Source organism: Methylopila henanensis (genome assembly GCF_042681025.1).
Classification (GTDB): domain Bacteria; phylum Pseudomonadota; class Alphaproteobacteria; order Rhizobiales; family Methylopilaceae; genus Methylopila; species Methylopila henanensis.
In genome coordinates this window covers 275,284-298,379 of sequence record NZ_JBHUER010000010.1, presented here as the reverse complement: position 1 = coordinate 298,379, position 23,096 = coordinate 275,284, and the positions used below count along the sequence as shown (strand labels likewise).

General features: G+C 70.8%; 22 protein-coding genes. 16 read left to right on the top strand and 6 right to left on the bottom strand.

The features are described 5' to 3' along the window. Positions 1-7: 7 nt before the first annotated feature. Complete coding sequence (flhA, locus tag ACFSCV_RS14500) at positions 8-2,182, bottom strand: flagellar biosynthesis protein FlhA (RefSeq protein ID WP_378800285.1); 2,175 nt, start codon at positions 2,180-2,182, stop codon at positions 8-10. Between the two features lie 198 nt (positions 2,183-2,380). Here flhA and ACFSCV_RS14495 point away from each other — a divergent pair, with 198 nt between their 5' ends. Continuing rightward, positions 2,381-3,736 (top strand): protoglobin domain-containing protein, encoded by a 1,356-nt coding sequence (locus ACFSCV_RS14495; protein ID WP_378800284.1) that lies wholly within the window; start codon positions 2,381-2,383, stop codon positions 3,734-3,736. Between the two features lie 3 nt (positions 3,737-3,739). Here ACFSCV_RS14495 and ACFSCV_RS14490 read toward each other — a convergent pair whose 3' ends face one another. Further along, positions 3,740-4,048 carry a hypothetical protein gene (locus tag ACFSCV_RS14490; protein ID WP_378800283.1) on the bottom strand — a complete coding sequence of 103 codons (309 nt, stop codon included), beginning with the start codon at positions 4,046-4,048 and terminating at the stop codon, positions 3,740-3,742. Between the two features lie 167 nt (positions 4,049-4,215). Between ACFSCV_RS14490 and ACFSCV_RS14485 the strand changes: the two genes are divergently transcribed. After that, entirely contained in the window at positions 4,216-4,596 is a 381-nt protein-coding gene (locus ACFSCV_RS14485) for a twin-arginine translocation signal domain-containing protein (protein WP_378800282.1), read from the top strand. A gap of 48 nt (positions 4,597-4,644) precedes the next feature. Here the strand turns inward: ACFSCV_RS14485 and chrA are convergent, their stop codons facing one another. The 3 genes from chrA to ACFSCV_RS14470 all read right to left on the bottom strand — a co-directional run bounded on the left by chrA (position 4,645) and on the right by ACFSCV_RS14470 (position 8,981). After that, positions 4,645-6,036 carry a chromate efflux transporter gene (gene chrA / locus ACFSCV_RS14480; RefSeq protein WP_378800281.1) on the bottom strand — a complete coding sequence of 464 codons (1,392 nt, stop codon included), beginning with the start codon at positions 6,034-6,036 and terminating at the stop codon, positions 4,645-4,647. 145 nt (positions 6,037-6,181) lie between these two features. Then, positions 6,182-7,054 carry a DUF937 domain-containing protein gene (locus ACFSCV_RS14475; RefSeq protein ID WP_378800280.1) on the bottom strand — a complete coding sequence of 291 codons (873 nt, stop codon included), beginning with the start codon at positions 7,052-7,054 and terminating at the stop codon, positions 6,182-6,184. 94 nt (positions 7,055-7,148) lie between these two features. Continuing rightward, positions 7,149-8,981, bottom strand: coding sequence for a monovalent cation:proton antiporter-2 (CPA2) family protein (locus ACFSCV_RS14470; protein ID WP_378800279.1), 1,833 nt, complete (start codon positions 8,979-8,981; stop codon positions 7,149-7,151). Between the two features lie 160 nt (positions 8,982-9,141). On the opposite strand from ACFSCV_RS14470, the gene pabB reads away from it, so the two are divergent. From pabB to ACFSCV_RS14455, 3 genes are read left to right on the top strand one after another with little or no spacing between them, the layout of a single operon-like run. After that, the gene (pabB, locus tag ACFSCV_RS14465) at positions 9,142-10,578 is read left to right on the top strand and encodes an aminodeoxychorismate synthase component I (protein WP_378800278.1); all 1,437 of its coding nucleotides are present in this window, start codon (positions 9,142-9,144) and stop codon (positions 10,576-10,578) included. Beyond that, a complete protein-coding gene (locus ACFSCV_RS14460; protein ID WP_378800277.1) occupies positions 10,575-11,168 on the top strand; it encodes an anthranilate synthase component II in 594 nt (197 codons plus the stop codon). Before pabB ends, ACFSCV_RS14460 begins: the two co-directional genes overlap by 4 nt. Further along, a complete protein-coding gene (locus tag ACFSCV_RS14455) occupies positions 11,156-11,983 on the top strand; it encodes an aminotransferase class IV (protein ID WP_378800276.1) in 828 nt (275 codons plus the stop codon). The genes ACFSCV_RS14460 and ACFSCV_RS14455 overlap by 13 nt, the downstream gene beginning before the upstream one ends. Positions 11,984-12,302: 319 nt before the next feature. Here ACFSCV_RS14455 and ACFSCV_RS14450 read toward each other — a convergent pair whose 3' ends face one another. Beyond that, positions 12,303-12,803 (bottom strand): invasion associated locus B family protein, encoded by a 501-nt coding sequence (locus ACFSCV_RS14450; RefSeq protein WP_378800275.1) that lies wholly within the window; start codon positions 12,801-12,803, stop codon positions 12,303-12,305. Positions 12,804-13,138: 335 nt separating this feature from the next. On the opposite strand from ACFSCV_RS14450, the gene coxB reads away from it, so the two are divergent. The 11 genes from coxB (at position 13,139) to ACFSCV_RS14395 (ending at position 23,073) form a co-directional block, all read left to right on the top strand. Further along, positions 13,139-13,993 (top strand): cytochrome c oxidase subunit II, encoded by an 855-nt coding sequence (gene coxB, locus ACFSCV_RS14445; protein ID WP_378800274.1) that lies wholly within the window; start codon positions 13,139-13,141, stop codon positions 13,991-13,993. Positions 13,994-14,031: 38 nt separating this feature from the next. After that, positions 14,032-15,642, top strand: coding sequence for a cytochrome c oxidase subunit I (gene ctaD, locus ACFSCV_RS14440; RefSeq protein ID WP_378800273.1), 1,611 nt, complete (start codon positions 14,032-14,034; stop codon positions 15,640-15,642). 206 nt (positions 15,643-15,848) lie between these two features. After that, on the top strand, positions 15,849-16,802 hold the full coding sequence (cyoE, locus tag ACFSCV_RS14435) for a heme o synthase (protein ID WP_378800272.1): 954 nt from the start codon (positions 15,849-15,851) through the stop codon (positions 16,800-16,802). Next, positions 16,799-16,972 carry a hypothetical protein gene (locus ACFSCV_RS14430; protein WP_378800762.1) on the top strand — a complete coding sequence of 58 codons (174 nt, stop codon included), beginning with the start codon at positions 16,799-16,801 and terminating at the stop codon, positions 16,970-16,972. The genes cyoE and ACFSCV_RS14430 overlap by 4 nt, the downstream gene beginning before the upstream one ends. A 7-nt stretch (positions 16,973-16,979) precedes the next feature. Further along, positions 16,980-17,570, top strand: coding sequence for a cytochrome c oxidase assembly protein (locus ACFSCV_RS14425; RefSeq protein WP_378800271.1), 591 nt, complete (start codon positions 16,980-16,982; stop codon positions 17,568-17,570). 70 nt (positions 17,571-17,640) lie between these two features. Beyond that, positions 17,641-18,468 carry a cytochrome c oxidase subunit 3 gene (locus ACFSCV_RS14420; RefSeq protein ID WP_378800270.1) on the top strand — a complete coding sequence of 276 codons (828 nt, stop codon included), beginning with the start codon at positions 17,641-17,643 and terminating at the stop codon, positions 18,466-18,468. Between the two features lie 111 nt (positions 18,469-18,579). Continuing rightward, positions 18,580-18,957 (top strand): DUF983 domain-containing protein, encoded by a 378-nt coding sequence (locus ACFSCV_RS14415; RefSeq protein ID WP_378800269.1) that lies wholly within the window; start codon positions 18,580-18,582, stop codon positions 18,955-18,957. A 4-nt stretch (positions 18,958-18,961) separates the two neighbouring features. Continuing rightward, entirely contained in the window at positions 18,962-19,705 is a 744-nt protein-coding gene (locus ACFSCV_RS14410; RefSeq protein WP_378800268.1) for an SURF1 family protein, read from the top strand. A 79-nt stretch (positions 19,706-19,784) separates the two neighbouring features. Next, positions 19,785-21,203 carry a threonine synthase gene (gene thrC, locus ACFSCV_RS14405; RefSeq protein ID WP_378800267.1) on the top strand — a complete coding sequence of 473 codons (1,419 nt, stop codon included), beginning with the start codon at positions 19,785-19,787 and terminating at the stop codon, positions 21,201-21,203. Then, positions 21,200-22,477 carry a M16 family metallopeptidase gene (locus tag ACFSCV_RS14400; RefSeq protein WP_378800266.1) on the top strand — a complete coding sequence of 426 codons (1,278 nt, stop codon included), beginning with the start codon at positions 21,200-21,202 and terminating at the stop codon, positions 22,475-22,477. The genes thrC and ACFSCV_RS14400 overlap by 4 nt, the downstream gene beginning before the upstream one ends. A gap of 11 nt (positions 22,478-22,488) precedes the next feature. Further along, on the top strand, positions 22,489-23,073 hold the full coding sequence (locus tag ACFSCV_RS14395) for a GNAT family N-acetyltransferase (RefSeq protein ID WP_271199069.1): 585 nt from the start codon (positions 22,489-22,491) through the stop codon (positions 23,071-23,073). Positions 23,074-23,096 lie beyond the last annotated feature (23 nt).

The following is a 23,096-nucleotide window of genomic DNA, read 5'->3' as shown; positions in this document are numbered from 1 at the left end:
TTTCGCGTCAGACGCTCGCGACTGTCTTCAGCCGCGCGCGGGGATGGATCTCGTTCTGCGACATCACCGGCGTCTGGTTGCGGAAGCGCTCGACGATCGAGCGCACGAAGGGCCGCGCGGCGGCGGAGGTCAGCAGCACCGGCGTCTCGCCCTGGCGGGCGGCCTCTTCGAACCGATCGCGGACGGCGGCGATGAACTCGTGGAGCTTGGACGGCGCCATGGCGAGCGTCTTGTCCTCGCCGGTCCCGACGATCGATTCCGCGAAGGCCTGCTCCCACTGCGGGGACAGAGTGACGAGCGGGACGTAGCCGCCCATCGCCTGATGCTGGGCGCAGAGCTGGCGTCCGAGCCGGGTGCGGACGTGCTCCACGATCTGCGCCGGGGCGCGGGTGAAGGAGACCGCCTCCGCGACGCCCTCGAGGATGGTTCCGAGGTCGCGGATCGAGACCCGCTCGGTGAGCAGGAGCTGGAGCACGCGCTGGATGCCGGTGGTGGAGATCTGCGCGGGCGTGATGTCCTCCACCAGCTTCTGCTGCTCCTTGGGCAGCTCCTTCAGCAGCTTCGTCACCTCGCCGTAGGACAGCAGGTCCGGCATGTTGCCGCGCACGATCTCGTTGAGGTGGGTTGAGAGCACGGTGGTGGCGTCGACCACGGTGTAGCCGAGGATGTTGGCCTCCTCGCGCAGAGAGGCGTCGATCCAGGTCGCGGGCAGGCCGAAGGTGGGCTCGACGGTGTGGACGCCCGGCAGCTTCACCTGCTGGCCGCTCGGGTCCATCACCATGAACTGGTTTGGGTAGACCGAGCCGCCGCCGGCCTCGACCTCCTTCACCTTCACCACATAGGCGTTCGGCGCGAGCTGCAGGTTGTCGAGCAGCCGCACCTGCGGCAGCAGGAAGCCGACCTCGCCCGCGATCGTGCGACGCAGCGCCTTGATCTGCTCGGTGAGCTTATCGGGCCCGTCCTTGGAGTCGACGAGCGGCAGCAGCGCATAGCCGAGCTCGATCTTGACGTCGTCCATCTTGAGCGCGGAGGCCGGATCGTCGGCCGCGGCCGCGGCCGCCGCGGCTTCAGCCTGACCGGGGCCGGCGGCGCCGACGATCTGCGCGACCCGTTCGGCTTCGGCCATGTCCTGCGTCTTTGAGGCGCGATAGGCCATGTAGCCGACGCCGGCGGCGAGGCCCATGAACGGGATGAACGGGATGCCCGGCAGCAGCGCCATCACGCCGATGACCGCGGCGGCGAGACCGAGCGCTTTCGGGTAGCCCGAGAGCTGGCGCACCAGCGCACGGTCGGCCGAGCCGGAGACGCCCGCCTTGGAGACCAGCAGGCCGGCGGCGGTCGAGACGATCAGGGCCGGGATCTGGCTGACGAGGCCGTCGCCGATCGATAGCAGCGTGTAGGAGTGCGCAGCCTCCGCGAAGCCGAGGCCGTTCTGGGCGATGCCGACGATCATGCCGCCGATGATCGTGACGAACAGGATCAGGATGCCGGCGACCGCGTCGCCGCGAACGAATTTCGACGCGCCGTCCATGGCGCCGAAGAAGGTGCTCTCGTCCTCGAGCTCCTTGCGGCGGGTCTTGGCGGTGGCCTCGTCGATCAGGCCGGCGGAGAGATCGGCGTCGATCGCCATCTGCTTGCCGGGCATGGCGTCGAGGGTGAAGCGCGCCGCGACCTCGGCGATGCGGCCGGAGCCCTTGGTGATGACGATGAAGTTAACGATGACGAGGATCGCGAAGACGATCACGCCGATCACGAAATTGCCGCCCATCACGAACGAACCGAAGGCCTCGATCACATGGCCGGCGGCGTCGGGGCCCTCGTGGCCATGGCCGAGGATGAGGCGCGTCGAGGCGAGGTTCAGCGCGAGCCGCAGCATGGTCGCGACCAGCAGCACGGTCGGGAAGGCGGAGAACTCCAGCGGCTTCTCGATGAACAGCGCCGTCATCAGGATCAGCACCGACAGCGTGATCGAGATCGCGAGCAGCAGGTCGAGCAGTAGCGGCGGCAGCGGCACGATCAGCACGCACAGGATGACGAGCACGCCGAGCGCGAGGCCGAGATCGCCGCGGCGCAGGATGTTCCAGACTTTGGCGAGCGGGGCGGGCAGGGCGACGCCGCCGGACGAGGACGCCGTCGCGGGGACGGGGGTCGGTCCGCGTCCCGTCACTGTCACGTCCGACATCGTCCACCCTCGCACTCTGCGACACAGCGCCCGGCAGAAACTGCCGGGCGCATGGTTAGCGGGTGGTTAACGGCGGCTCCCCGTCGTCCCCGTCCGGGCCGGCGGGGATGTTGACGTGAACGCCGGATTTTCCCGGCGAATTAACCAGAGCCGCCTAACGTCGCCCGGACATCACAAGGCCGGGGGGCTGACATGCGCATGATGGACGATGGACATCCAGGCGGCGGAGCCGGCGACGCGAACGCGCGGCTGGCCTTCCTCCAGCTCGACGCAACGGCGAAGGCCGACCTCGGGGCGGCCTGGACGGTTGTCGAGCCGCATCTGTCGGACATTCTCGACGGGTTCTACCGCCATCTGCTAGGCCAGCCCGAGCTCGCGCAGCGGATCCGGGGCAACGAGCCGCGGCTGAAGTCGGCGCAGGCCGGCCATTGGGCGCGGCTGTTCTCGGGCGCCTTCGACGCGGCCTATTTCGACGGCGCGCGCCGTATCGGCATGGCCCATGTCCGGATCGGGCTGGAGCCGCGCTGGTACATCGGCGGCTACGCCTATGTGCAGGACCGCATGTTCCACGCGATCGGCCGGTCGAGCCGGTTCTCCGGCGATCGCGCCGCGCGGATGATGCGGGCCATCGCGAAGGCGGTGATGCTCGACATGGAGCTCGCGATCTCGACCTATCAGGACAAGATCATGGGCGACCTCGCGGCCAAGAACGCCGCGATCGAGGCCGCGATCGACGAGTTCGACCGCGCCGTCGGGGCCTCGCTCACCGAGATGGCGGGCGCCTCGTCGCGGATGACGGCGACGGCGGCGACGCTCGAACAGGCCGCCGCCGCGACCGACAGCCGCTCGGACGCGGTGGCCGGCGCCGCCGCCGACACGGCGGCGATCGTGCGCTCCTCCGCCGCCGCCACGGAGGAGCTCGCCGCCTCCATCCGCGAGATCAGCGGTCAGGCCAAGCGCTGGCTCGAGGCGGCGCAGCAGGCGTCGACCGAAGCGACCCGCACCAGCGGCACGATCGCAGAGCTCGCCGAGACCACCGACCGTATCGGCTCCGTGGTCGGCATGATCTCCAGCATCGCCGCCCAGACCAACCTGCTCGCGCTCAACGCCACGATCGAGGCCGCGCGCGCCGGCGACGCCGGCCGCGGCTTCGCGGTGGTCGCCGCCGAGGTCAAGAGCCTCGCCCGCCAGACGGCGGAGGCGACCGACGAGATCACCTCGCAGATCGCGGCGGTTCAGAACTCCACGCGGGCGTCGGTCGGCGACATCGCCCGCATCCTCGACACCATCTCAGAGATCGCGGTCGTCGCCGGCTCGATCTCCGCGGCCGTCGAGCAGCAAGAGGCAGCGACGCAGGAGATCGCATCGAACGCCCACGGCGCGGCCGGTCACACCGGCGAGGTCAGCGCCTCGATCATGGTGGTGAAGCAGTCGAACGAAGCCACGACCTCGGCTTCGGCCGACGTCCGCGCGGTCGCAGGCGACGTGAAGCTGCGGGTCGACGAGATCGAGGCCAAGGTGCAGGACTTCTTCCGCAAGGTGCGCGCGGCCTGAGGGTCAGAGGTCGTCGCGGGCGTATTCGCGGCAGGTGTAGCCGATGAAGCAGCGGCGGTCGTCGGCGGAGCGGATCCAGGCCGGCTCCGTCACCTGCGTGCGGTAGCAGCCTCGGGAGTCGCTGACGAAGCGGTCGTAGGTGGTGCGGCTGGTGCTGATCACCGCCGCGCCGCGCGCCGCCACAAGGTCCTGCAGCGCGCCGCACGAGAGAGCGGGCGCGAAGGGCCGCGGGTCGGCCGAGGCGCCGCCCGCCGCAAGCGTCACGGCCGCGGCGCATGCGGCGACGAGGCGCGATATGGACGAGACGGTCATGCGCTCCATGTCCTTCCGCGATACCCGCGCGAGGCGCGGCTCCGTTACCTGAGATAGGGCCGGCGCCCTCCGCCGCCACGTCTCCCGCGCATGCTGCGGCGCGCATAGACGGAACGCCGGGCCCGATGGGACACTGACGCGGGGCGGAGACGACAGGGAGAAGCCGAATGGATCGACGATCCTTCCTTACGGGCCTGCTCGGAATAGGCGGAGCGGCCATCGTGACGAGCCTCGCCGCGCCGGCGAAGGCGCTGCCGCTGGACGATCTGAAGCGCGCCGTCCCGGGTGCGCCGGAGGACGCTGGAGCCGAGACGGCGGGCCGCGCGCCGGACGGCACGGAGATCGAGCAGGCGCGCGACCACCGCGGCCGCCGCCACAGGCGGGGCCACAGGCGCCGCTACCGCCGTCACCCCGGCCGTTACGGCTACTACGGCCGCCGCCGCTATTACGGGCGTCGCCGCTACTATCGCCGCCGTCCTTACGGCTACTGGGGTCGCCGGTGCCGCACCCGCTGGACGCCTTACGGCTACGTTCGCCGCTGCTGGTGACCTGACGACGCAAGCCCGGCGCCCTGGCGCCGGGCTTTTCGCGCGGCGTCAGCCTAGGCTTTTGAGCACGACGCCGGCCAGCGCGCAGACGACGAGCGTCGGGCCCATGCCCGCGCGGAAGCGCAGCATCGCGACCATGGCGCCTGCAGCGAGCAGCGCCGCCCACGGGTCGACTGAACCGAGCACGGGCAGGTCCGGCCCGAAGCCCGGCGACCAAGTCTCCCGAAACACCACATGGAGCGCGAACCAGACCGCGAGGTTGAGGATGACGCCGACGACCGCCGCGGTGATTGCCGACAACGCCGCGGCGAGCCGGCGATTGGCGCGCAGCCGCTCCATGTAGGGGCCGCCGAGGAAGATCCACAGAAAGCTCGGCGCGAAAGTCACCCAGGTGGTGAGCAACCCGCCGAGCGCGCCGGCGACGAGCGGGTCGAGCGCGCCGGGAGCGCGGTTCGCGGCGAGGAAGCCGACGAACTGGGTGACGAGAATCAGCGGGCCGGGCGTGGTCTCGGCCAGCCCCAGCCCGTCCGCCATCTCGCCCGGACGGAGCCAGCCGAACGTCTCCACGGCGGCCTGCGCCACATAGGCCAGCACCGCGTAGGCGCCGCCGAAGGTGACCGCGGCCATGGAGCTGAAGAACCCGGCGATCTGGGTCCACACGCTGTCCGCGCCCGCGAACGACCACAGCAGCAGCACGGGGCCGAGCCAGATCGGCAGCCAGACGGCCAGCACGCCGAGCGCGCGCCGACGCGACGGCGTCGCATGGGCGAGTTCGCCGCGCTCGAACATGGCGTCGACCACGCCGACGGTCTGCGGCCCGGCTCCCGCGCCGTGGCCGGCGGCCGCGAACAGATGGGGCGCCCGGCGCGCGCCGAACCATCCGAACAGGCCTGCGAGCAGGATCACGATCGGGAACGGGACCCCGAACAGAAACAGCGCCGAGAAGGCCGCGGCGGCGACGCCGACCATGACGCGGTTCCGCAGCGCGCGCCGGCCGATGCGGAGCACGGCCTCGACCACGACGGCGAGCACTGCGGCCTTGACGCCGTAGAACGCCGCCTCGACCAGCGGCGCCTCGCGCCACAGGGCGTAGACGACGCTGAGGGCCATCATCACCAGAGCGCCGGGGACGATGAACAGCAGGCCGGCGATCACGCCGCCGACCGTGCGGTGCATGAGCCAGCCGATATAGGTGGCGAGCTGCTGCGCCTCGGGGCCGGGCAGCAGCATGCAGTAGTTGAGGGCGTGCAGGAACCGTTCCTCGCCGATCCAGCGGCGCCGCTCGACGAGTTCGCGGTGCATCAGCGCGATCTGCCCGGCGGGACCGCCGAAGCTCAGCAGCCCGATCCGCGCCCAGACGCCGAGCGCCTCGGAAAGCGTTGGAACAGCCTCCGTCGCGGGAGGATCGGCCAGCGGGGAATCATGGGGTGTAGACAGCATGGGGCGTCCGCCTCCTTGAGAAGGAGATCGTGGACGCGAGCTTTGGGCTTTCGCCTGAAGGGGACGTCGCGGAAAACCCCTGCAGGACAGGGTAAGCATGCGGCCGCGGCGCGCGTCAATCCGCTCGAAACGGTCGCTGGGAGGCTCAGCCCGGCTTCTTCCCGCCGCCGAGAAAGGCGTCGAAAATCTGCTCCATGGCGCGGGCGTTCTGCGCCTGAAGTTCGCGGCCGGTCTGCACCATCTGGTCGAACGAGGCCGCGAAGGCGTCGGGCTCCTGGCCCTCAGGCGCGTCGGCGGCGCCCGCGGACGATTCCTCCGTCGGGGGCTCGTCGGGCGGAGGCGTCCCGTCGCGGCGCGGGCCGCCGAACATGCCGTTCAAGATGTCGGCCATGACGTCGCCCATGGGATTCGCCGGCGGATCGCGCGGCTCCGGCTCCTCCGCCGGCTTGCCGAAGCCGCCCATCCAGTCCTGGAACGGGTTCTGCGGGTTGTCCGAGCCGCCCTTGCGGCCGTCGGCGGCCGTCTGCCCGAACATCTGGTCCCAGAACGGGCCGAACGGCCCGGCCGCGCCGCCGGGGGAGGGCGCCGGCGCGGAGGCGCCCTGCGTCGCCTTCATGAAGCCGCCGATCAGGATGCTGGTCAGCACCGGCAGCACCTTGCGGATGATCTCGGCCTGCACGCCGGAGGCCGCCGCCGCCTGCGCCGCGACCGCGCGCGACACCTCCTTGGAGCCGAACAGCGCGCCGAGCGCGTCGTCGCCCGCCGCCCGGGCTGTCGGATCGAGGGCGGCGGCGTGCGCTTCGAAGGCGCGGGCGTAGACATCGGCGCCGAACAGCTCGTTCAGCCGGTGCGCCGCATGGTCGTTGCGGGCCTGACGCTGGAAGCTCTGCGCGAAGGCCGGCGTAAGCGCCGCGGTCGCAGCCCGCATCTGCGCGGGATCGAGCCCGTAGGCGCGCGCGATGTTGTCGAACGCCGCGCCGCCCTGCGCCTGCCGCATCAGCTCGTAAAAGTTGATCATGGCCTTGCCGCGTCTCGTTTTCGGCGTCGTCGCCGTGGTGTCGCGACAGCCTAGCGCGCCGGGCGGCGCGGCGACAAATCCGCCGGCCGCGCGTTCACTTCACGGGCTCGCCAGCGGTCCCGCCGTCGAGCATCGCGCCCTTCCGTTTCGGCTGCGACAGCGGCTGCGGGGTCGGCTTGTTGGTGTAGGAGAACTCGCGCCCGGCGTAGATGCCCTCGACGCGCTGGACCTCGAGCCGCGCCGCGTCGCGGCGGCGGACGTCCTCCTCGATCTCGGCCGCGCGATCGGCGTCCACGCCCATCGCCTCCAGCGCCATGCGCCCGATCACCAGCGCGCTCTCGAAGGTCTCGCGCGCTACGTCGGCTACGCCGAGCGCATAGAGCTCCAGCGCATGGCCGCGGTCATAGGCCTTCACGATCAGCTTCGTGAGGGGAAAGCTCGTCTGCGTGATTTCGACCACGCGCTTCGCGACCTCGCGGTCGTCGACACAGACCACGATGGCCCGCGCCCGGTCCGCGCCGGCGGCGCGCAGCACGTCGAGTCGCGAGCCGTCGCCGTAATAGACCTTGAACCCGAACCGGGCCGCCTGGGCGACGCGCTCGGGGTTGGCGTCGATCAGCGTGGTCTCGACGCCTTCCGCGAGCAGGAGCTGGGCGGCGACCTGCCCGACCCGGCCGAAGCCGATCACCATCACCTCGCCCTTTGCGCCCGAATAGTCCTCGTCCTCGCCCGGCGCGCCGGACGGCGGCTCTGCGCGGTCGGCAAGCCGCTCCGAGAGCGCGATCAGCGCCGGCGCCGCCACGAGGCTGAGCGCCGCGGTCGCCGACAGCAGCGTCGCCGTGTCGGCGTCGATCAGGCCGTTCGCGAGCGTCAGCGGGATCAGGACGAAGGCGAATTCGCCGGCGGCGCCGAGCAGCGCGCCGATCCGGAGCGCGTCCGCGAACGACGCGCCGAACGGGCGGGCGAGGGCGGCCGCGATCGCGATCTTGAGCGCGAGGTAGCCGAGCGTCGTCGCGATCAGCGGCGCCCAGTGCGCCGCGACCTCGCCGAGCTTGATCGTCATGCCGATGCCCATGAAGAACAGCGCGATCAGCAGCCCGCGGAACGGCTCGATGTCGGCCTCGAGCTCGTGGCGATAGGAGGAGCCGGCGAGCAGCGCGCCGGCGAGGAAGGCGCCGAGCGCCATCGACAGGCCGACGGCGTGGGCCGCCTCCGCCGCGCCCAGCACCACCAGCAGCGCGGCCGCCGTCATCACCTCGCGCGCGCCGGTGCGGGCGAGCAGGCGGAACATGGGGTCGAGCAGGTAGCGGCCGGCGACCACGATGCCGGCGAGGACTGCGATGGCCTCGCCCGCCGCGAGCAGCGTTTCCGGCCAGCTCTGCTCCGCGCCGCCGCCGGCCCCCGCGCCGAGGAAGGGCACCAGCGCGAGCGCCGGCACCACCGCGATGTCCTGCGCCAGCAGGGCTGCGAAGGTTTGCTCGCCATAGGGTCGGTTGAGGTGGCCGCGCTCGTCGAGAATCTGCAGCGCCATGGCGGTGCCGGAGAAGGCGAGCGCCAGCCCGAGCGCGAGCGCGGGCTTCGGATCGTAGCCGAAGGCCATGGCGACGCCTGCGAGCGCGAGCGTCGTGATCGCGATCTGCCCGCCGCCGAAGCCGACGACCTGCAGCCGCAGCGCGACCAGCCGCTCGATCTTGAGGTCAAGGCCGATCAGGAACAGCAGCATGACGACGCCGAGCTCCGCCACCTGCAGCACCGCGTCCGGATGGGAGATCAGCCCCGCCGCCGACGGCCCGATCGCGGCGCCCGCGAACAGGTAGCCGACCGCGCCGCCGAGCCCGAGCCTGCGCGCGACCGGGGCGGCGATCACGGCCGCTATCAGGAGCACGAGCGCGCCGATCAGCGGGCTCGTCGCGGCGGCGTGGTGCATCGGCGGTCTCCGGACGCGAGGCGGGGAGCCATCTGCGCCTCAGGCCGCCCGCGGAGCAAGCGGGCGCGGCGCGGGGGCGCACATGACGAAGCCGCCACAGGCGCTTATCATAGGCGCAAGGAAGCCGGTCGGGCGAACGCCCTGTCCGAGCGGGCGCGCGATGCACATCACCGAACTACCCACCATCGATATGGCCGGACTGGCCGAGCGGCTCGCCGGCCTGCCGCATCTCGTGCTGCTCGACAGCGCGATGCCGCACGCCCGGCTCGGCCGCTATTCCTATCTCGCCGCCGACCCTTACGCGGTGCTGGAGGTCGGCCGCGACGGCGCGCGCTTCGGCGGCCGGCCGGTCGAGGGCGATCCGCTCGCCGCCCTCGACGCCGCGCTCAAGGCCTCGCGGACCGCGGCGCTGCCCGACCTGCCGCCGTTCCAGGGCGGGGCCGCGGGCTTTATCTCCTACGATTACGGCCGCCGCCTGGAGCGCCTGCCGGCTCCCGCGGTCGACGATCTCGAACTGCCGGACGCGGTGCTGCCGCTCTACGACTGGGTCGTCGCCTGCGACCACGGGAAGGGCCGGGCCTGGCTGATCTCGACCGGCGCCCCGGAGACGGAGCCCGCCGCGAAGGCCGGCCGCGCCAAGGCCCGCGCGGAAGCGGCGCTTGCGCGGCTCTCGGAGCCGGCGGCGCTCCGCGCGCCGGCCGTCCAGCCGCCGGTGAGCTTCCGCTCGAATTTCGACCGGCCGGCCTACGAGGCGGCGATCGCGGCCTGCGTCGAATACGTGCTCGCAGGCGACATCTTCCAGGCGAACGTGGCCCAGCGTTTCCTCGCCGATCTGCCCGCGGGCTTCGACCCCTGGGCGTTCTACCGGTGGCTCAGGGTGCGCAACGCCGCGCCGTTCGCGGCCTATCTCGCCTTCGGCGACGTCGTGGTGGCCTCGTCCTCGCCGGAGCGGTTCGTGGCGGTCGAGGGCGACCGCGTCGAGGCCCGTCCGATCAAGGGCACCGCCAAGCGCTGGGCTGACCCGATCGCCGACGGCTATTCCTCGCGCGCGCTGCTCGCCTCCGAGAAGGACCGCGCCGAGAACGTCATGATCGTCGATCTCTTGCGAAACGACCTCAGCCGCGTCTGCCGTCCGGGCAGCGTCGAGGTGCCGACGCTCTGCGGGCTTGAGACCTACGCCTCGGTCCATCACCTCGTGTCGGTCGTCACCGGACGTCTGCGCGAAGGCCTCGGCGTCGCCGACCTGCTGCGCGCGAGCTTTCCCGGCGGCTCGATCACCGGCGCGCCGAAGCTCCGCGCCATGGAGATCATCGCGGAGCTCGAGGGCCACGCCCGCGGCGTCTATTGCGGCTCGATCGGCTGGATCGGCTTTTCCGGCGACGCCGACTTCAACATCGCCATCCGCACCGCGACCATCGCCCACGGCAAGGCGCTGTTCCAGGCCGGCGGCGGCATCACCGCGCTGTCCGATCCCGCGGCCGAGTACGACGAGACCCTGACCAAGGCGCGCGCTGTGTTCGAGGCCTTCGGCGGCGCGCTCGAGGAGGCGGGGGCCGCCGACCGCCCGCGGACCGCCGCCGCGGGAGGCTTGCGATGATTCTCGTCGTCGACAACTACGACAGCTTCGTCTTCAACGTGGCCCGCTACATCGAGGAGCTCGGCCGCGAGGTCACGGTGGCGCGCAACGACGCGATCACCGTCGAGGAGGTCGTGCGCCTGGGTCCGGAGGCGGTGGTGGTCTCGCCCGGCCCCTGCACGCCGACCGAGGCCGGCGTGTCGCTGCCGCTGGTGCGGGCGCTGTCGGGACGGCTGCCGATCCTCGGGATCTGCCTTGGGCATCAGGCGATCGGCGAGGCCTTCGGCGGCCGCGTGGTCCGCGCCCGCCGTCCGCTGCACGGCCGGGCCTCCCGCGTCGCCCACGATGGAACCGGTCTGTTCGAGGGGCTCGCCAGCCCGCTGACGGTCGGGCGTTACCACTCGCTGATCGTCGAGTTCGACGAGAGCTACGCCGGCCCGTTGCGTGTCACCGCGCGTTCGGAGGAGGGCGAGGTGATGGCGCTGGAGCATGCCGAGCATCCGACATACGGCGTGCAGTTCCATCCGGAATCGATCCTGACCGAATCGGGCCACGGGCTGCTGCGGAATTTCTTCGACGCAGCGGAGAGGCGGCAGGCGTGCTTCGCCTGAACGGCGCGCCGGTCGACGGCGCGCATGCGGTCTTCGATCTCGCCGATCGCGGGCTCACCCTTGGCGACGGCCTGTTCGAGACCATTCCGGTGTTCGGCGGGCGCCCGGTGCTGCTCGCCCGCCATCTCGACCGGCTGGAGGCGGCGGCGGCCGAGATCCGGCTGCCCGTGGATCGCGCGTTCTGCGAGTCCGAGGCGCTGGCGCTCGCGGCGTCGGCGGACGGCGACTGCGTGATCCGGCTGACGGTGACGCGCGGCGCCGGCGCGCGCGGGCTCGCGATCCCGGACGGCGGAGAGCCGACGGTCATCGCCGCGGCGAGCCCCTATCCGAAGGGCGCGCTGAACGCGCCGATCCGGCTCGCGACCGTTTCCGTGCGCCGCAACCCGACCTCGTTCGCCGCGCGCGCCAAGACGCTCTCCTATCTCGACAGCGTGCTCGCCTTCGACGCGGCGAGGCGCGCCGGCGCCGACGACGCGCTGATGCTGAACGTCTCGGGCCGGGTCGCCTGCACCGCTATGGCCAACTTGTTCGCTGCGTTCGACGGGACGATCGTCACGCCGCCGGTTTCGGAGGGCGTGCTGCCGGGGGTGATACGCGCGCTTGTGCTGGAGGTTTGCGCCAGCCTCGGCCTCGCCGCCGAGGAGCGTCCGCTCGCGGTGGACGATCTGTTCGGGGCCGACGCCGTCTTCGCCACCAACAGCGTGCGTTTGGTGATGCCGGCGACGGCGCTCGACGGACGGGCGCTGGGCGGAGACGGCGACGCGGCTGGCCGCCTCCGGGCCGCCGTGGCGGAGGCCTGCGGCGCGTCGGCCTGAACCGGGCGGCCGCGCTCGGTTTTTTGTAATCACGTGATCAAATTTTGCCGCACAGGGGCTTGAGCGGCGCGGCGTACGGCGTAAGTGGGAGGCGTAAGCCCCAACACCGCGTCCGCCGATGGCTCACGTCTACAAGCACCTCAAACCGCCGAGCGCCGCGCCTCATTCGCAGGAGCGGCCTGCGTTCGGGCGCCGTCAGGCGATTCCGGACATCGCGCCGCCGCGACGGCGTGGGGCCTCGACGGCGAGCAAGGCGTTCTGCGCCGCCGCGATCCTCTACGGGATCGCGTCCCTCGTCGTCAGCGCCGTGAGCTGAGGCTCACGGCAGCGCGTCGAAGCCCGGCCCGAAGCCCTTCAGCGACACCGGCACGCCAATGCCCTTCTCAGGCGTCTGGAAGATGATGAAGGTGGCGCTCTGGCCGCTCTTGAGCTGGTTGATCAGCTGGTCCTCCAGCACGACTTCGGCCACGCAGCCGTTCGTCATGCAGCGCACGAAGCCGGCGCGGCCGACCTCGGTCTGGTCGATGCGCAGGCCGAGCCCCGACGGAAGCAGCACCCCGAGAGGGGCCAGCACCCGCAGCAGGCGGCTCTTCTTGTCCGCGGTCTTCAGCGCGATCACGGTGAGGCCGACGTTCGGCATGTCGTCGGCGGTCACGCTCTGGACCAAGGCGCACTGTTCGCCCTGTGCGCCCGCCGGCGTGTCGCAGCGCATCTGCCAGTCGCCATGGGTGGCCTTGACCGCGCCCTGGGCGAAGGCCGGCTGCGCCAGCGCGACGAGAACGGCCGCCGCTGCGGCGGCTGCGGAGAAAATGCGTGGCACGGCGGCGACATCTCCTGGTACGCGCGGACGCTGGGGGTAGCAGAGCGGGGCGTCCTGTCAAGGCGACCAGCCCGGTTCCGGGCGGCCGGTCAAGACTTAGTTTTTCGCGCCCTTATGCCGCATGGAGGCCGGTGCGACCACATTGAGCTTTCGTACTCTTTATGATTTCAAAGGTGCGGGGGGCGACGCGCGGCCACGCGCGGCGCGGGATTCGGCTCGAACCGACGCGCCCTCAAAAACCTTCGACGAATGGCGCATTTGCCGCGCCGCCCCGGTGCGTGATGACAACAACAAGGGCGACACCGGCCCTTAGGGATGCGACGAGAGGCTGGCTCATGTTCCCAACCGGACGTCTGACGACGCTCATGCTGACGGCCGCCGCCGCGGGTCTCGCCGCCGGCCCCGCGCTCGCCGGAGACGGTCAGCCTTCGCCCTGGCAGCTCGGCTTCCAGAACGCCGCGTCGCCGATCTTCGAGCAGATCCACTCCTTCCATAACTTCATCCTCGTGATCATCACCGTGATCACGCTGTTCGTGCTGGCGCTGCTGGTCTATTGCGTCGTGCGCTTCAGCGAGAAGAACAACCCGACCCCGTCGCGCACCACGCACCACACCATGCTCGAGGTGGTGTGGACGATCGCGCCCGTGCTGATCCTCGTGGTCATCGCGATCCCGTCGTTCCGGCTGCTCTACGCGCAGTATTCGCCGCCCCCGGCCGACGTGACGATCAAGGTGGTCGGCCGCCAGTGGAACTGGGACATTGTCTATCCCGACGCCAACGAGCTGACGCTGACCGCCGTGATGCTCCAGGAGAGCGAGCTTAACGGTAAGCCGCGCCTGCTCGCGGTCGACAACGAGGCGGTTGTGCCGGTCGGCAAGGTCGTCCACGTCGACGTGACCGCCGAGGACGTGCTGCACTCCTTCGCCATGCCGGCCTTCGGCGTGAAGGTGGACGCGGTGCCGGGCCGCCTGAACTCGACCTGGTTCCGCGCCGACAAGGAAGGCGTCTATTACGGCCAGTGCTCCGAGCTCTGCGGCCAGGACCACGCCTTCATGCCGATCGTGATCCGCGTCGTGAACGACGACCTCTACAAGCGGTGGCTCGAAGCCGCGAAGAACAGCACCGAGGAAGCGAAGAAACTGCTTGAGGCTTCGGTCGGCGGCGCCGCCGCGACCGTGGCTCAGCGCTGAGCGCGTCGGGCGGAACGAGTATCTAGGGAGACGAGGCTATGGCCACTGCGGCTCACGCCCACGGGACGACGCACGACGGGCACGCGCACCCCACGGGATGGCGGCGGTACGTCTATTCGACGAACCATAAGGACATCGGCACGATGTACCTGATCTTCGCGATCATCGCGGGGATCATCGGCGGCGCGCTGTCGATCGGAATGCGGCTCGAGCTCCAGGAGCCGGGCATGCAGATCTTCACCAACCCGAACACGTTCAACGCCTTCACCACGGCGCACGGCCTCATCATGATCTTCTTCATGGTGATGCCCGCGGTGATCGGCGGCTTCGCCAACTGGTTCGTGCCGCTCATGATCGGCGCGCCGGACATGGCGTTCCCGCGCATGAACAACATCTCGTTCTGGCTGCTGATCCCGGCGCTCGGCCTGCTGCTGATCTCGCTGTTCGTGCCCGGCGCGCCCGGCTCCCACGGCGTCTCCGGCGGCTGGACGATCTACCCGCCGTACTCGACCAGCGGCCAGCCCGGCCCGGCCATGGACTTCGCGATCCTCGGCCTGCACATCGCCGGCGCCTCGTCGATCCTCGGCGCGATCAACTTCATCACCACCATCTTCAACATGCGCGCTCCGGGCATGACGCTGCACAAGATGCCGCTGTTCGCCTGGTCGGTGCTGGTGACCGCCTTCCTGCTGCTGCTGTCGCTCCCGGTCCTCGCGGGCGCCATCACCATGCTGCTCACGGACCGCAACTTCGGCACGACCTTCTTCGCGCCGGCCGGCGGCGGCGATCCGATCCTCTACCAGCACCTGTTCTGGTTCTTCGGCCACCCCGAGGTGTACATCCTGATCCTGCCGGGCTTCGGCATCATCAGCCACATCATCTCGACCTTCTCGCGCAAGCCGGTGTTCGGCTATCTCGGCATGGCCTACGCCATGGTCGCGATCGGCGTGGTCGGGTTCGTGGTGTGGGCGCATCACATGTACACGACCGGCGTTTCGGTGAACACGCAGGCCTATTTCGTGTTCGCCACCATGGTCATCGCGGTTCCAACCGGCGTGAAGATCTTCTCCTGGATCGCGACCATGTGGGGCGGCTCGATCTCGCTCCGCACCCCGATGATCTGGGCGATCGGCTTCATCTTCCTGTTCACGCTCGGCGGCGTGACGGGCGTGGTGCTCGCCAACGCCGGCATCGACCGCTCGCTGCACGACACCTATTACGTGGTGGCGCACTTCCACTACGTGCTGTCGCTCGGCGCCGTGTTCGCCATCTTCGCGGGCTGGTACTACTGGTTCCCGAAGATGTTCGGCTACATGTACAACGAGACCATCGGCAAGCTGCACTTCTGGGTCACGTTCGTCGGCGTGAACCTCGTGTTCTTCCCGCAGCACTTCCTGGGCCTCGCCGGCATGCCGCGCCGCTACGTCGACTATCCGGACGCGTTCGCCGGCTGGAACTTCGTGTCGTCGATCGGCTCCTACATCTCGGCCGCGGGTGTGTTCATCTTCCTCTACGGCGTGTTCGAGGCCTTCTCGAAGAAGCGCGTCGCGGGGAACAACCCGTGGGGCGAGGGCGCGACGACGCTGGAGTGGACGCTGTCCTCTCCCCCGCCGTTCCACCAGTTCGAGACGCTGCCGCGCGTCAAGTGACATCCCTCCGGGCGGCGTTCGCGCCGCCCGGACCACATCGGGCGGCGCCCCGATCCGGCGCCGCCGTCACGCATCGCGCTTCCGTCCCGTGTCATGTCGCTGGACGGGGCGATCCGGCCCCGCGAGGGTTCGGGCGTGACGCATTGCATGAGGCCTGACCGGGACGACCGTCCCGTTCCGGCCGCAGAAAGAGGCCTGCCGCGTTCATGTCCTTCGCTCACGACGAACCGATCGAGACCGGCGCGCTGCCGGCTCTGCCCGGGCCGAGCCTCGCCGGCGTCGAGGACTATCTCGCGCTGCTGAAGCCGCGGGTGATGTCGCTCGTCGTGTTCAGCGCGCTCGTCGGCATGGTGGCGGCGCCTGAAGGCCTGCATCCCGTGCTGGGCGCGATCTCGCTGCTCTGCATCGCCATCGGCGCCGGAGCCTCCGGCGCGCTGAACATGTGGTGGGACGCCGACATCGACGCCGTCATGGCGCGCACCGCGACCCGGCCCGTGCCCGCCGGCCGCGTCCAGCCCGGCGAGGCGCTCGCCTTCGGCATGACGCTCTCGGTCGGCTCGGTGCTCACCCTCGGCCTGGTCGCCAACTGGCTGGCGGCCGGCCTGCTCGCTTTCACGATCTTCTTCTACGTCGTGATCTACACGATGTGGCTGAAGCGCTGGACGCCGCAGAACATCGTCATCGGCGGGCTCGCCGGCGCGATGCCGCCGATGGTCGGCTGGGCCGCCATGGCGAACGCGGTCAGCCTTGAAAGCGCGCTGCTGGTCGCGATCATCTTCATGTGGACGCCGCCGCACTTCTGGGCGCTCTGCCTCATCAAGTCGGATGACTACGCCCGCGCAGGCGTGCCGATGCTGCCGGTGGTCGCGGGGCCGGACGAGACCCGCAGGCAGATCCTGCTGTACGCGCTCGCGCTCGCGCCGCTCGGCGTGGCGCCGGCCTTCATCGGGCTCGGCGGCTGGGCGTACCTCGCCATCTCGGCGGTCGGCGGCCTCGCCTTCGTCGCGCACGCCGTCGCCGTGTACCGCCGTCGCGAGGGCGAGCTCGCCCGCAAGGCCGCGGGCCGCCTGTTCGGCTTCTCGCTGATCTACCTGTTCGCGCTTCTCGCCGCCGTGCTGGTCGAGAAGTTGGCGGGCCTGCCGGCCGTGAGCTGGGCGTGAGCGCGATGACCGAGCCCGAAGACCGCGGCGTCGTGCTGACACCGGAGCAGAAGCGCCAGCGCAACCGCCGCAATGTGGCGCTCGCCCTGGCGCTCGGGTCGCTGGTCGTGATCTTCTGGCTGGTGACGGTGTTCAAGCTCGGCGGCGCCGTGCTGAACCGGCCGCTGTGAGGAGAGCATGAGCGAGACCCCGAGCCCGGCCGACATGAACCGCCGCAACGCCCGCATCGCGGTCGGCTGCGTCGCCTTCGTGGCCGCCATGGTCGGCGCGGCCTACGCCGCCGTTCCGCTCTACGACATGTTCTGCCGCGCCACCGGCTTCGGCGGCACGACGCAGGTCGCGACCGCGGCCCCCGCCGCGGCGCTCGACCGCGAGATCACCGTGCGCTTCGACAGCAATGTCGGCCAGGGGCTCGACTGGTCGTTCCGGCCCGAGACCACGCAGATGAAGGTGAAGGTCGGCGAGAGCAATCTGGTGATCTTCAAGGCCCGCAACCGTTCCGACCGCGAGCTGACCGGCACCGCGACCTACAACGTCACGCCGGAGACCACCGGCGGCTATTTCGCCAAGCTGCAGTGCTTCTGCTTCACCGAGCAGACGCTGAAGCCCGGCGAGGAGATCGACATGCCGGTCGCCTTCTTCATCGATCCGTCGATCGCGGACAACCGCGAGCTCGACCGGCTGAACCACATCACGCTGTCCTACACCTTCTTCCCGGTGAAGCCGAAGCCGCTCGCCTCCGCCGGGACCGACCGACCCAGACTCTAGACCGCACGGCGCCGCGACGCTTCAGCCGCCTGAGCGGACCAGAACGAGAAGAATTCAAGGGGAGACCTCGATGGCCGACGCCCACGCCAAGCACCACGACTACCATCTCGTCGATCCGAGCCCATGGCCGTTCTTGGCGTCGATGGCGGCCTTCGTCACCGCGATCGGCGCGGTGCTGTGGATGCACGGCTCGGCGCCGTGGATCTTCTCGATCGGCTTCGCGGGCCTGCTCTACTCCGCGATCTCGTGGTGGGCGGACGTCATCAAGGAGGCCAACACCGGCTTCCACACCCGCGTCGTCCAGCTTCACCACCGCTACGGCATGATCCTGTTCATCGCCTCCGAGGTGATGTTCTTCGTGGCGTGGTTCTGGGCCTATTTCGACGTCGCGCTGTTCCCAAACGAGGCGCACCAGTTCCAGCGCACCGAGTTCGTCGGCGGCGTGTGGCCGCCGAAGGGGGTCGAGACCTTCGACCCCTGGCACCTGCCGCTGCTCAACACCACGATCCTGCTGACGTCGGGCACCACGATCACCTGGGCGCACCACGCGCTGCTGCACGGCGACCGCAAGGGCCTGAAGCAGGGCCTGTGGCTGACGATCGCGCTCGGCGTCATCTTCAGCTTCGTTCAGGCGGTCGAGTACAGCCACGCCGCGTTCGGCTTCTCGCAGAACATTTACGGCGCGACCTTCTTCATGGCGACCGGCTTCCACGGCTTCCACGTGATCGTCGGCACCATCTTCCTCGCCGTGTGCCTGGCGCGGGTCTACAAGGGCCACTTCACGCCGCAGCACCATTTCGGCTTCGAAGCCGCGGCCTGGTACTGGCACTTCGTTGACGTGGTCTGGCTGTTCCTGTTCGCCGCGATCTACGTCTGGGGCGCCGGCGCGCCGCACTGACGGCCCGCGACGACCTATGAACGGGAGGCCGCCGGCTCCGCGCCGGCGGCCTCTTGCGTTTTGGCGCGTCGGCGCGCCATACCGCCGGGACCGTCACGAGGAGCCGACGCCATGACCGATCCCGCACGGCCCTCCGCCGGGGCGACCGCCGCCGCGGGACTGCTCGGCCGCTGCCCCGCCTGCGGCCGGGGCGCGCTGTTCGACGGCTACATCGCGCTGAAGCCCGCCTGCGAGTCCTGCGGCCTCGACTACGGCTTCGCCGACAGCGGCGACGGGCCGGCGGTGTTCGTCACGCTGATCGGCGGTTTCGTCACGCTCGCCTTCGCGCTCTGGCTGGAGTTCGCGTTCGAGCCGCCGATGTGGGTTCATCTCGTCGTGTCGCTGCCCGCGGTCGTGCTGGTCTGCCTCGCGCTGCTCCGGCTGATGAAGGGCGTGCTGATCGTGCTCCAGCACCGCAACGCCGCCGCCGAAGCGCGGCTCGACCGGTGACGGCGTGAAGCCGCCGGTGAAGCTCGCGGTCGTCGGCGCGGCCGCGCTCGCGGCCTTCGCGCTGCTGGTCGGGCTCGGCCTATGGCAGCTCCAGCGGCTCGCCTGGAAGGAGGCGCTGGTCGCCCGCATCGAGAGCCGGATGGCCGCGGAGCCGGCCGCGCCGCCGGCGGAAGCGGAGTGGGCCGGCCTCGACGTTGACCAATGGGCCTACCGCCGCGTCCGGGTGGAGGGCATCTTCGACCACGCCCGCGAGGCGCGGGTCTATGTCGCGCTGTCGGAGCCGCGGGGACCGGCCGGCGGCCCGGGATACTTCATCCTGACGCCGCTCGTCCTCGCCGACGGCTCCCGCATCATCGTCAACCGCGGCTTCACGCCCGAACCGAAGGCCGATCCTGCGACCCGCGCGGAGGGGCAGGCGACCGGTCCCGTCACCGTCACGGGCGTGCTGCGGACGCCCGAGGACCGCAACCCCTTCACGCCCGCCGACCAGCCGGCGAAGCGGCTGTTCTTCGCGCGTGATCCGGCTGCGATCGCCGCCGGCCTCGGCCTCGACCGCACGGCGCCCTTCACCATCGACGCCGACGCGACGCCGAACCCTGGCGGCTTCCCCCAGGGCGGCGAGACGCGGGTCAGCTTTCCCAACCGCCATCTTGAATACGCGCTGACCTGGTTCGGCCTCGCCGCTGCGCTGGTCGGCGTGTTCGCCGCCTTCGCCTGGCGGATCCTGCGCGATCGGCGGGGCCGCTAGCCGGTCCCCGCGCTTGCGACGCGGTCCCCTCGGGCCTAGTTTGGCGCACTCTTTTCGGTTCTGACGGAGCATTCTCGGCATGGCGATCGCCTATGTCTCGACCCGCGGCGACGCGCCCAGGCTCGGCTTCGCCGACGCCATGCTGGCGGGGCTCGCGCGCGACGGCGGCCTCTACGTGCCGGAGACCTGGCCGACGCTGTCGCGCGAGACCATCGCGGGCTTCGCCGGCCGGCCTTACGCCGAGGTCGCGGAAGCGGTGATCGCGCCCTTCGTCGGCGACGCCATCGCGCGGCCGACGCTAAAGGCGATGATCGCGGAGGCCTATGCGAGCTTCCGGCATCCGGCCGTGACGCCGCTCGTGCAGACTGGCGACAACCGCTTCGTGCTCGAGCTGTTCCACGGGCCGACGCTCGCCTTCAAGGACGTGGCGATGCAGCTGCTTGCGCGGCTGATGGACCACGTGCTGGCCGAGCGAGGCCTGCGCGCCACCATCGTCGGCGCCACCTCCGGCGACACCGGCGGCGCCGCGATCGAGGCCTTCCGCGGCCGTTCGCGCGTCGACGTCTTCATCCTGATGCCGCACGGCAAGGTCTCGGAGGTCCAGCGCCGCCAGATGACGACCGTGCCGGACGCGAACGTGCACGCGATCGCGATCGACGGCTCGTTCGACGACGCGCAGGCGCATGTGAAGGCGATGTTCAACCATCACGCCTTCCGCGACCGGCTGGCGCTCGCGGGCGTGAACTCGATCAACTGGGCGCGGGTGCTGGCCCAGGCGGTCTACTACTTCACCGCCGCCGTCGCGCTCGGCGCGCCGCACCGCGAGGTCGATTTCGTGGTGCCGACCGGCAATTTCGGCGACGTGTTCGCGGGTTATGTGGCGAAGCGCATGGGGTTGTCCGTAGGCCGGCTGGTGATCGCGACGAACGTCAACGACATCCTGGCCCGCACGCTCGAAACCGGGCGTTACGAGGTGACGGGCGTCACCGCGACGACCTCGCCCTCGATGGACATCCAGGTGTCGTCGAACTTCGAGCGCCTGCTGTTCGACGCGGTCGGCCGCGATCCCGCGACGGTGCGCTCCGCGATGGCCTCGCTCGCGCAGGCGCGGTCGTTCACGATCGCGGACGAGGCGCTCGCCGCGATCCGCCGGGATTTCGACGCCGGCCGCGCCGGCGAGGCCGAGGTCGGCGAGACGATCGCGCGCGTGAAGCGCGACACGGGTTATCTGCTCGACACTCATACGGCGGTGGCCTACGCGGTCGCCGACGCGGCGGCGCTCGATCCGGCGACGCCGACCGTGGTGCTCTCGACCGCCCATCCCGCCAAGTTCCCCGACGCGGTCGAGGCCGCGTCCGGCATCCGCCCGGCGCTGCCGCCGCATCTCGCCGACCTGCTGGACCGGCCGGAGCGCCTGACGCGCCTGCCGAACGACGTCGCCGCGATCGAGGCCTATGTCGCCGAACACGCCCGCGTCGCGCGGGACGCGGCCGCGTGAGCGCCCGCCTCACGATGCTCCCCTCCGGCCTCGCGGTCGTCACCGACGCGATGCCCGGGCTGGGGACGGCCGCCGTCGGGGTCTCGTTCGGCGCCGGCGCGCGCTCCGAGGCCGAGAACGAGCACGGCCTCGCCCATCTGCTCGAGCACATGGCGTTCAAGGGCACGGCCCGGCGCTCGGCGATCGCGATCGCCGAGGAGATCGAGCAGGTCGGCGGCGACCTCAACGCCGCCACCGGCGTCGAGCAGACCGGCTATTCCGCCCGCGTGCTGAAGGACGACGTGGCTCTCGCGCTCGACATCCTCGCCGACATCGTCACCGAGCCGTCCTTCGACGCCGAGGAGCTGAAGCGCGAGAAGAACGTGATCGTCCAGGAGATCGGCTCGGTCGAGGACACGCCCGACGATCTCGTCTTCGACATGGCGCAGGACGCGGCCTTCCCCGGCCAGCCGCTCGGCCGTTCGATCCTCGGCACGCCCAAGACCGTGCGCGCGCTCGACCGCGCCGCGTTGTCGGGCTTCCTCGCGCGCGGCTACCGCGCCTCGAACGCGGTCGTGGTGGCGGCAGGCGCGGTGGAGCATGAGGCGGTGGTCGCGGAGGCGGAGCAGCGCTTCGCGGCGCTGCCGGGCGGCGAGGCGCCGAAGCCCGCGCCCGCCTCTTATGTCGGCGGCGACGTCCGGCGCGAGAAGCGCGATCTGGAGCAGCTTCACGTCACCCTCGCCTTCGAGGGCCGGCCTTACGAGGCGGACGACGCCTACGCCGCGCAGGTCTTCGCCAATCTCGCGGGCGGCGGCATGTCGTCCCGCCTGTTCCAGGAGGTGCGCGAGCGCCGCGGGCTCGCCTATTCGGTCCACGCCTTCCACTGGTCCTACGCCGACGTCGGCATGTTCGGCGCCTACGCCGCGCTCGGGCCGGAGGACGCCGCCGAGATCCTGCCGGTCATGATCGACGTGCTGCAGGCCGCGGCGGACGCCGCCGACGAGCGCGAGACTGCCCGCGCCAAGGCGCAGATGAAGGCCGGCCTGCTGATGGCGCTGGAGCAGCCGGCCGCGCGCGCCGACCATCACGCCCGCCACCAACTCGCCTATGGCCGACCGCTCGACGCGGAGGAGACCGTGGCGAAGATCGAGGCGGTCACGGCGGAGGCCGCCCGCGCTGCCGGGCGCCGGATGCTGGCGACGCCGCCGACGCTCGCGGCGATCGGCCCGACCCGCCGGCTGATGGCCGCCGAACGCATCGCCGAGCGCCTCGGCGCCCGCCGGCCTGCGGCCTGACGGACCGCGCCATGGCGTTCTTCCGGACGCTCGCCGCATCCGAGACGATCCCGGTCATCATCGGCGAGGGCGTCTCCCTGCGCGTGCCGCAGATGGCGGACCATCAGGCCTGGGCGGAGCTTCGCGCGGCGAGCCGCGAGTTCCTCAAGCCCTGGGAGCCGATCTGGCCCGCGGACGACCTGTCGCGGCTCGCCTTCCGCCGCCGGATCAAGCGCTACATGCGCGAGCTCGAACAGGACCAAGCCTATCCGTTCTTCGTGTTCGGCGCCGGCGGCGAGCTTGTGGGCGGAGTGACGCTGAGCCAGGTGCGGCGCGGCGTGGCCCAGACCTGCTCGGTCGGCTACTGGATGGGCCGGCCCTACGCCGGGCGCGGCCTGATGACTGCGGCGGTGACCGCGCTGAAGCCGTTCGTGTTCGAGGGTCTGAAGCTGCGCCGCCTCGAGGCCGCCTGCCTGCCGCGCAACGCCGCCTCTATCCGCCTGCTGGAGAAGACCGGCTTCGAGCGCGAGGGCTACGCGCGGCAATACCTGTGCATCGACGGGGTTTGGCAGGATCACCTACTCTACGCGCTTCTGCGCGAGCCCGCGCTGGGCTAACGTACCGGCGCTTCGCCGACCGG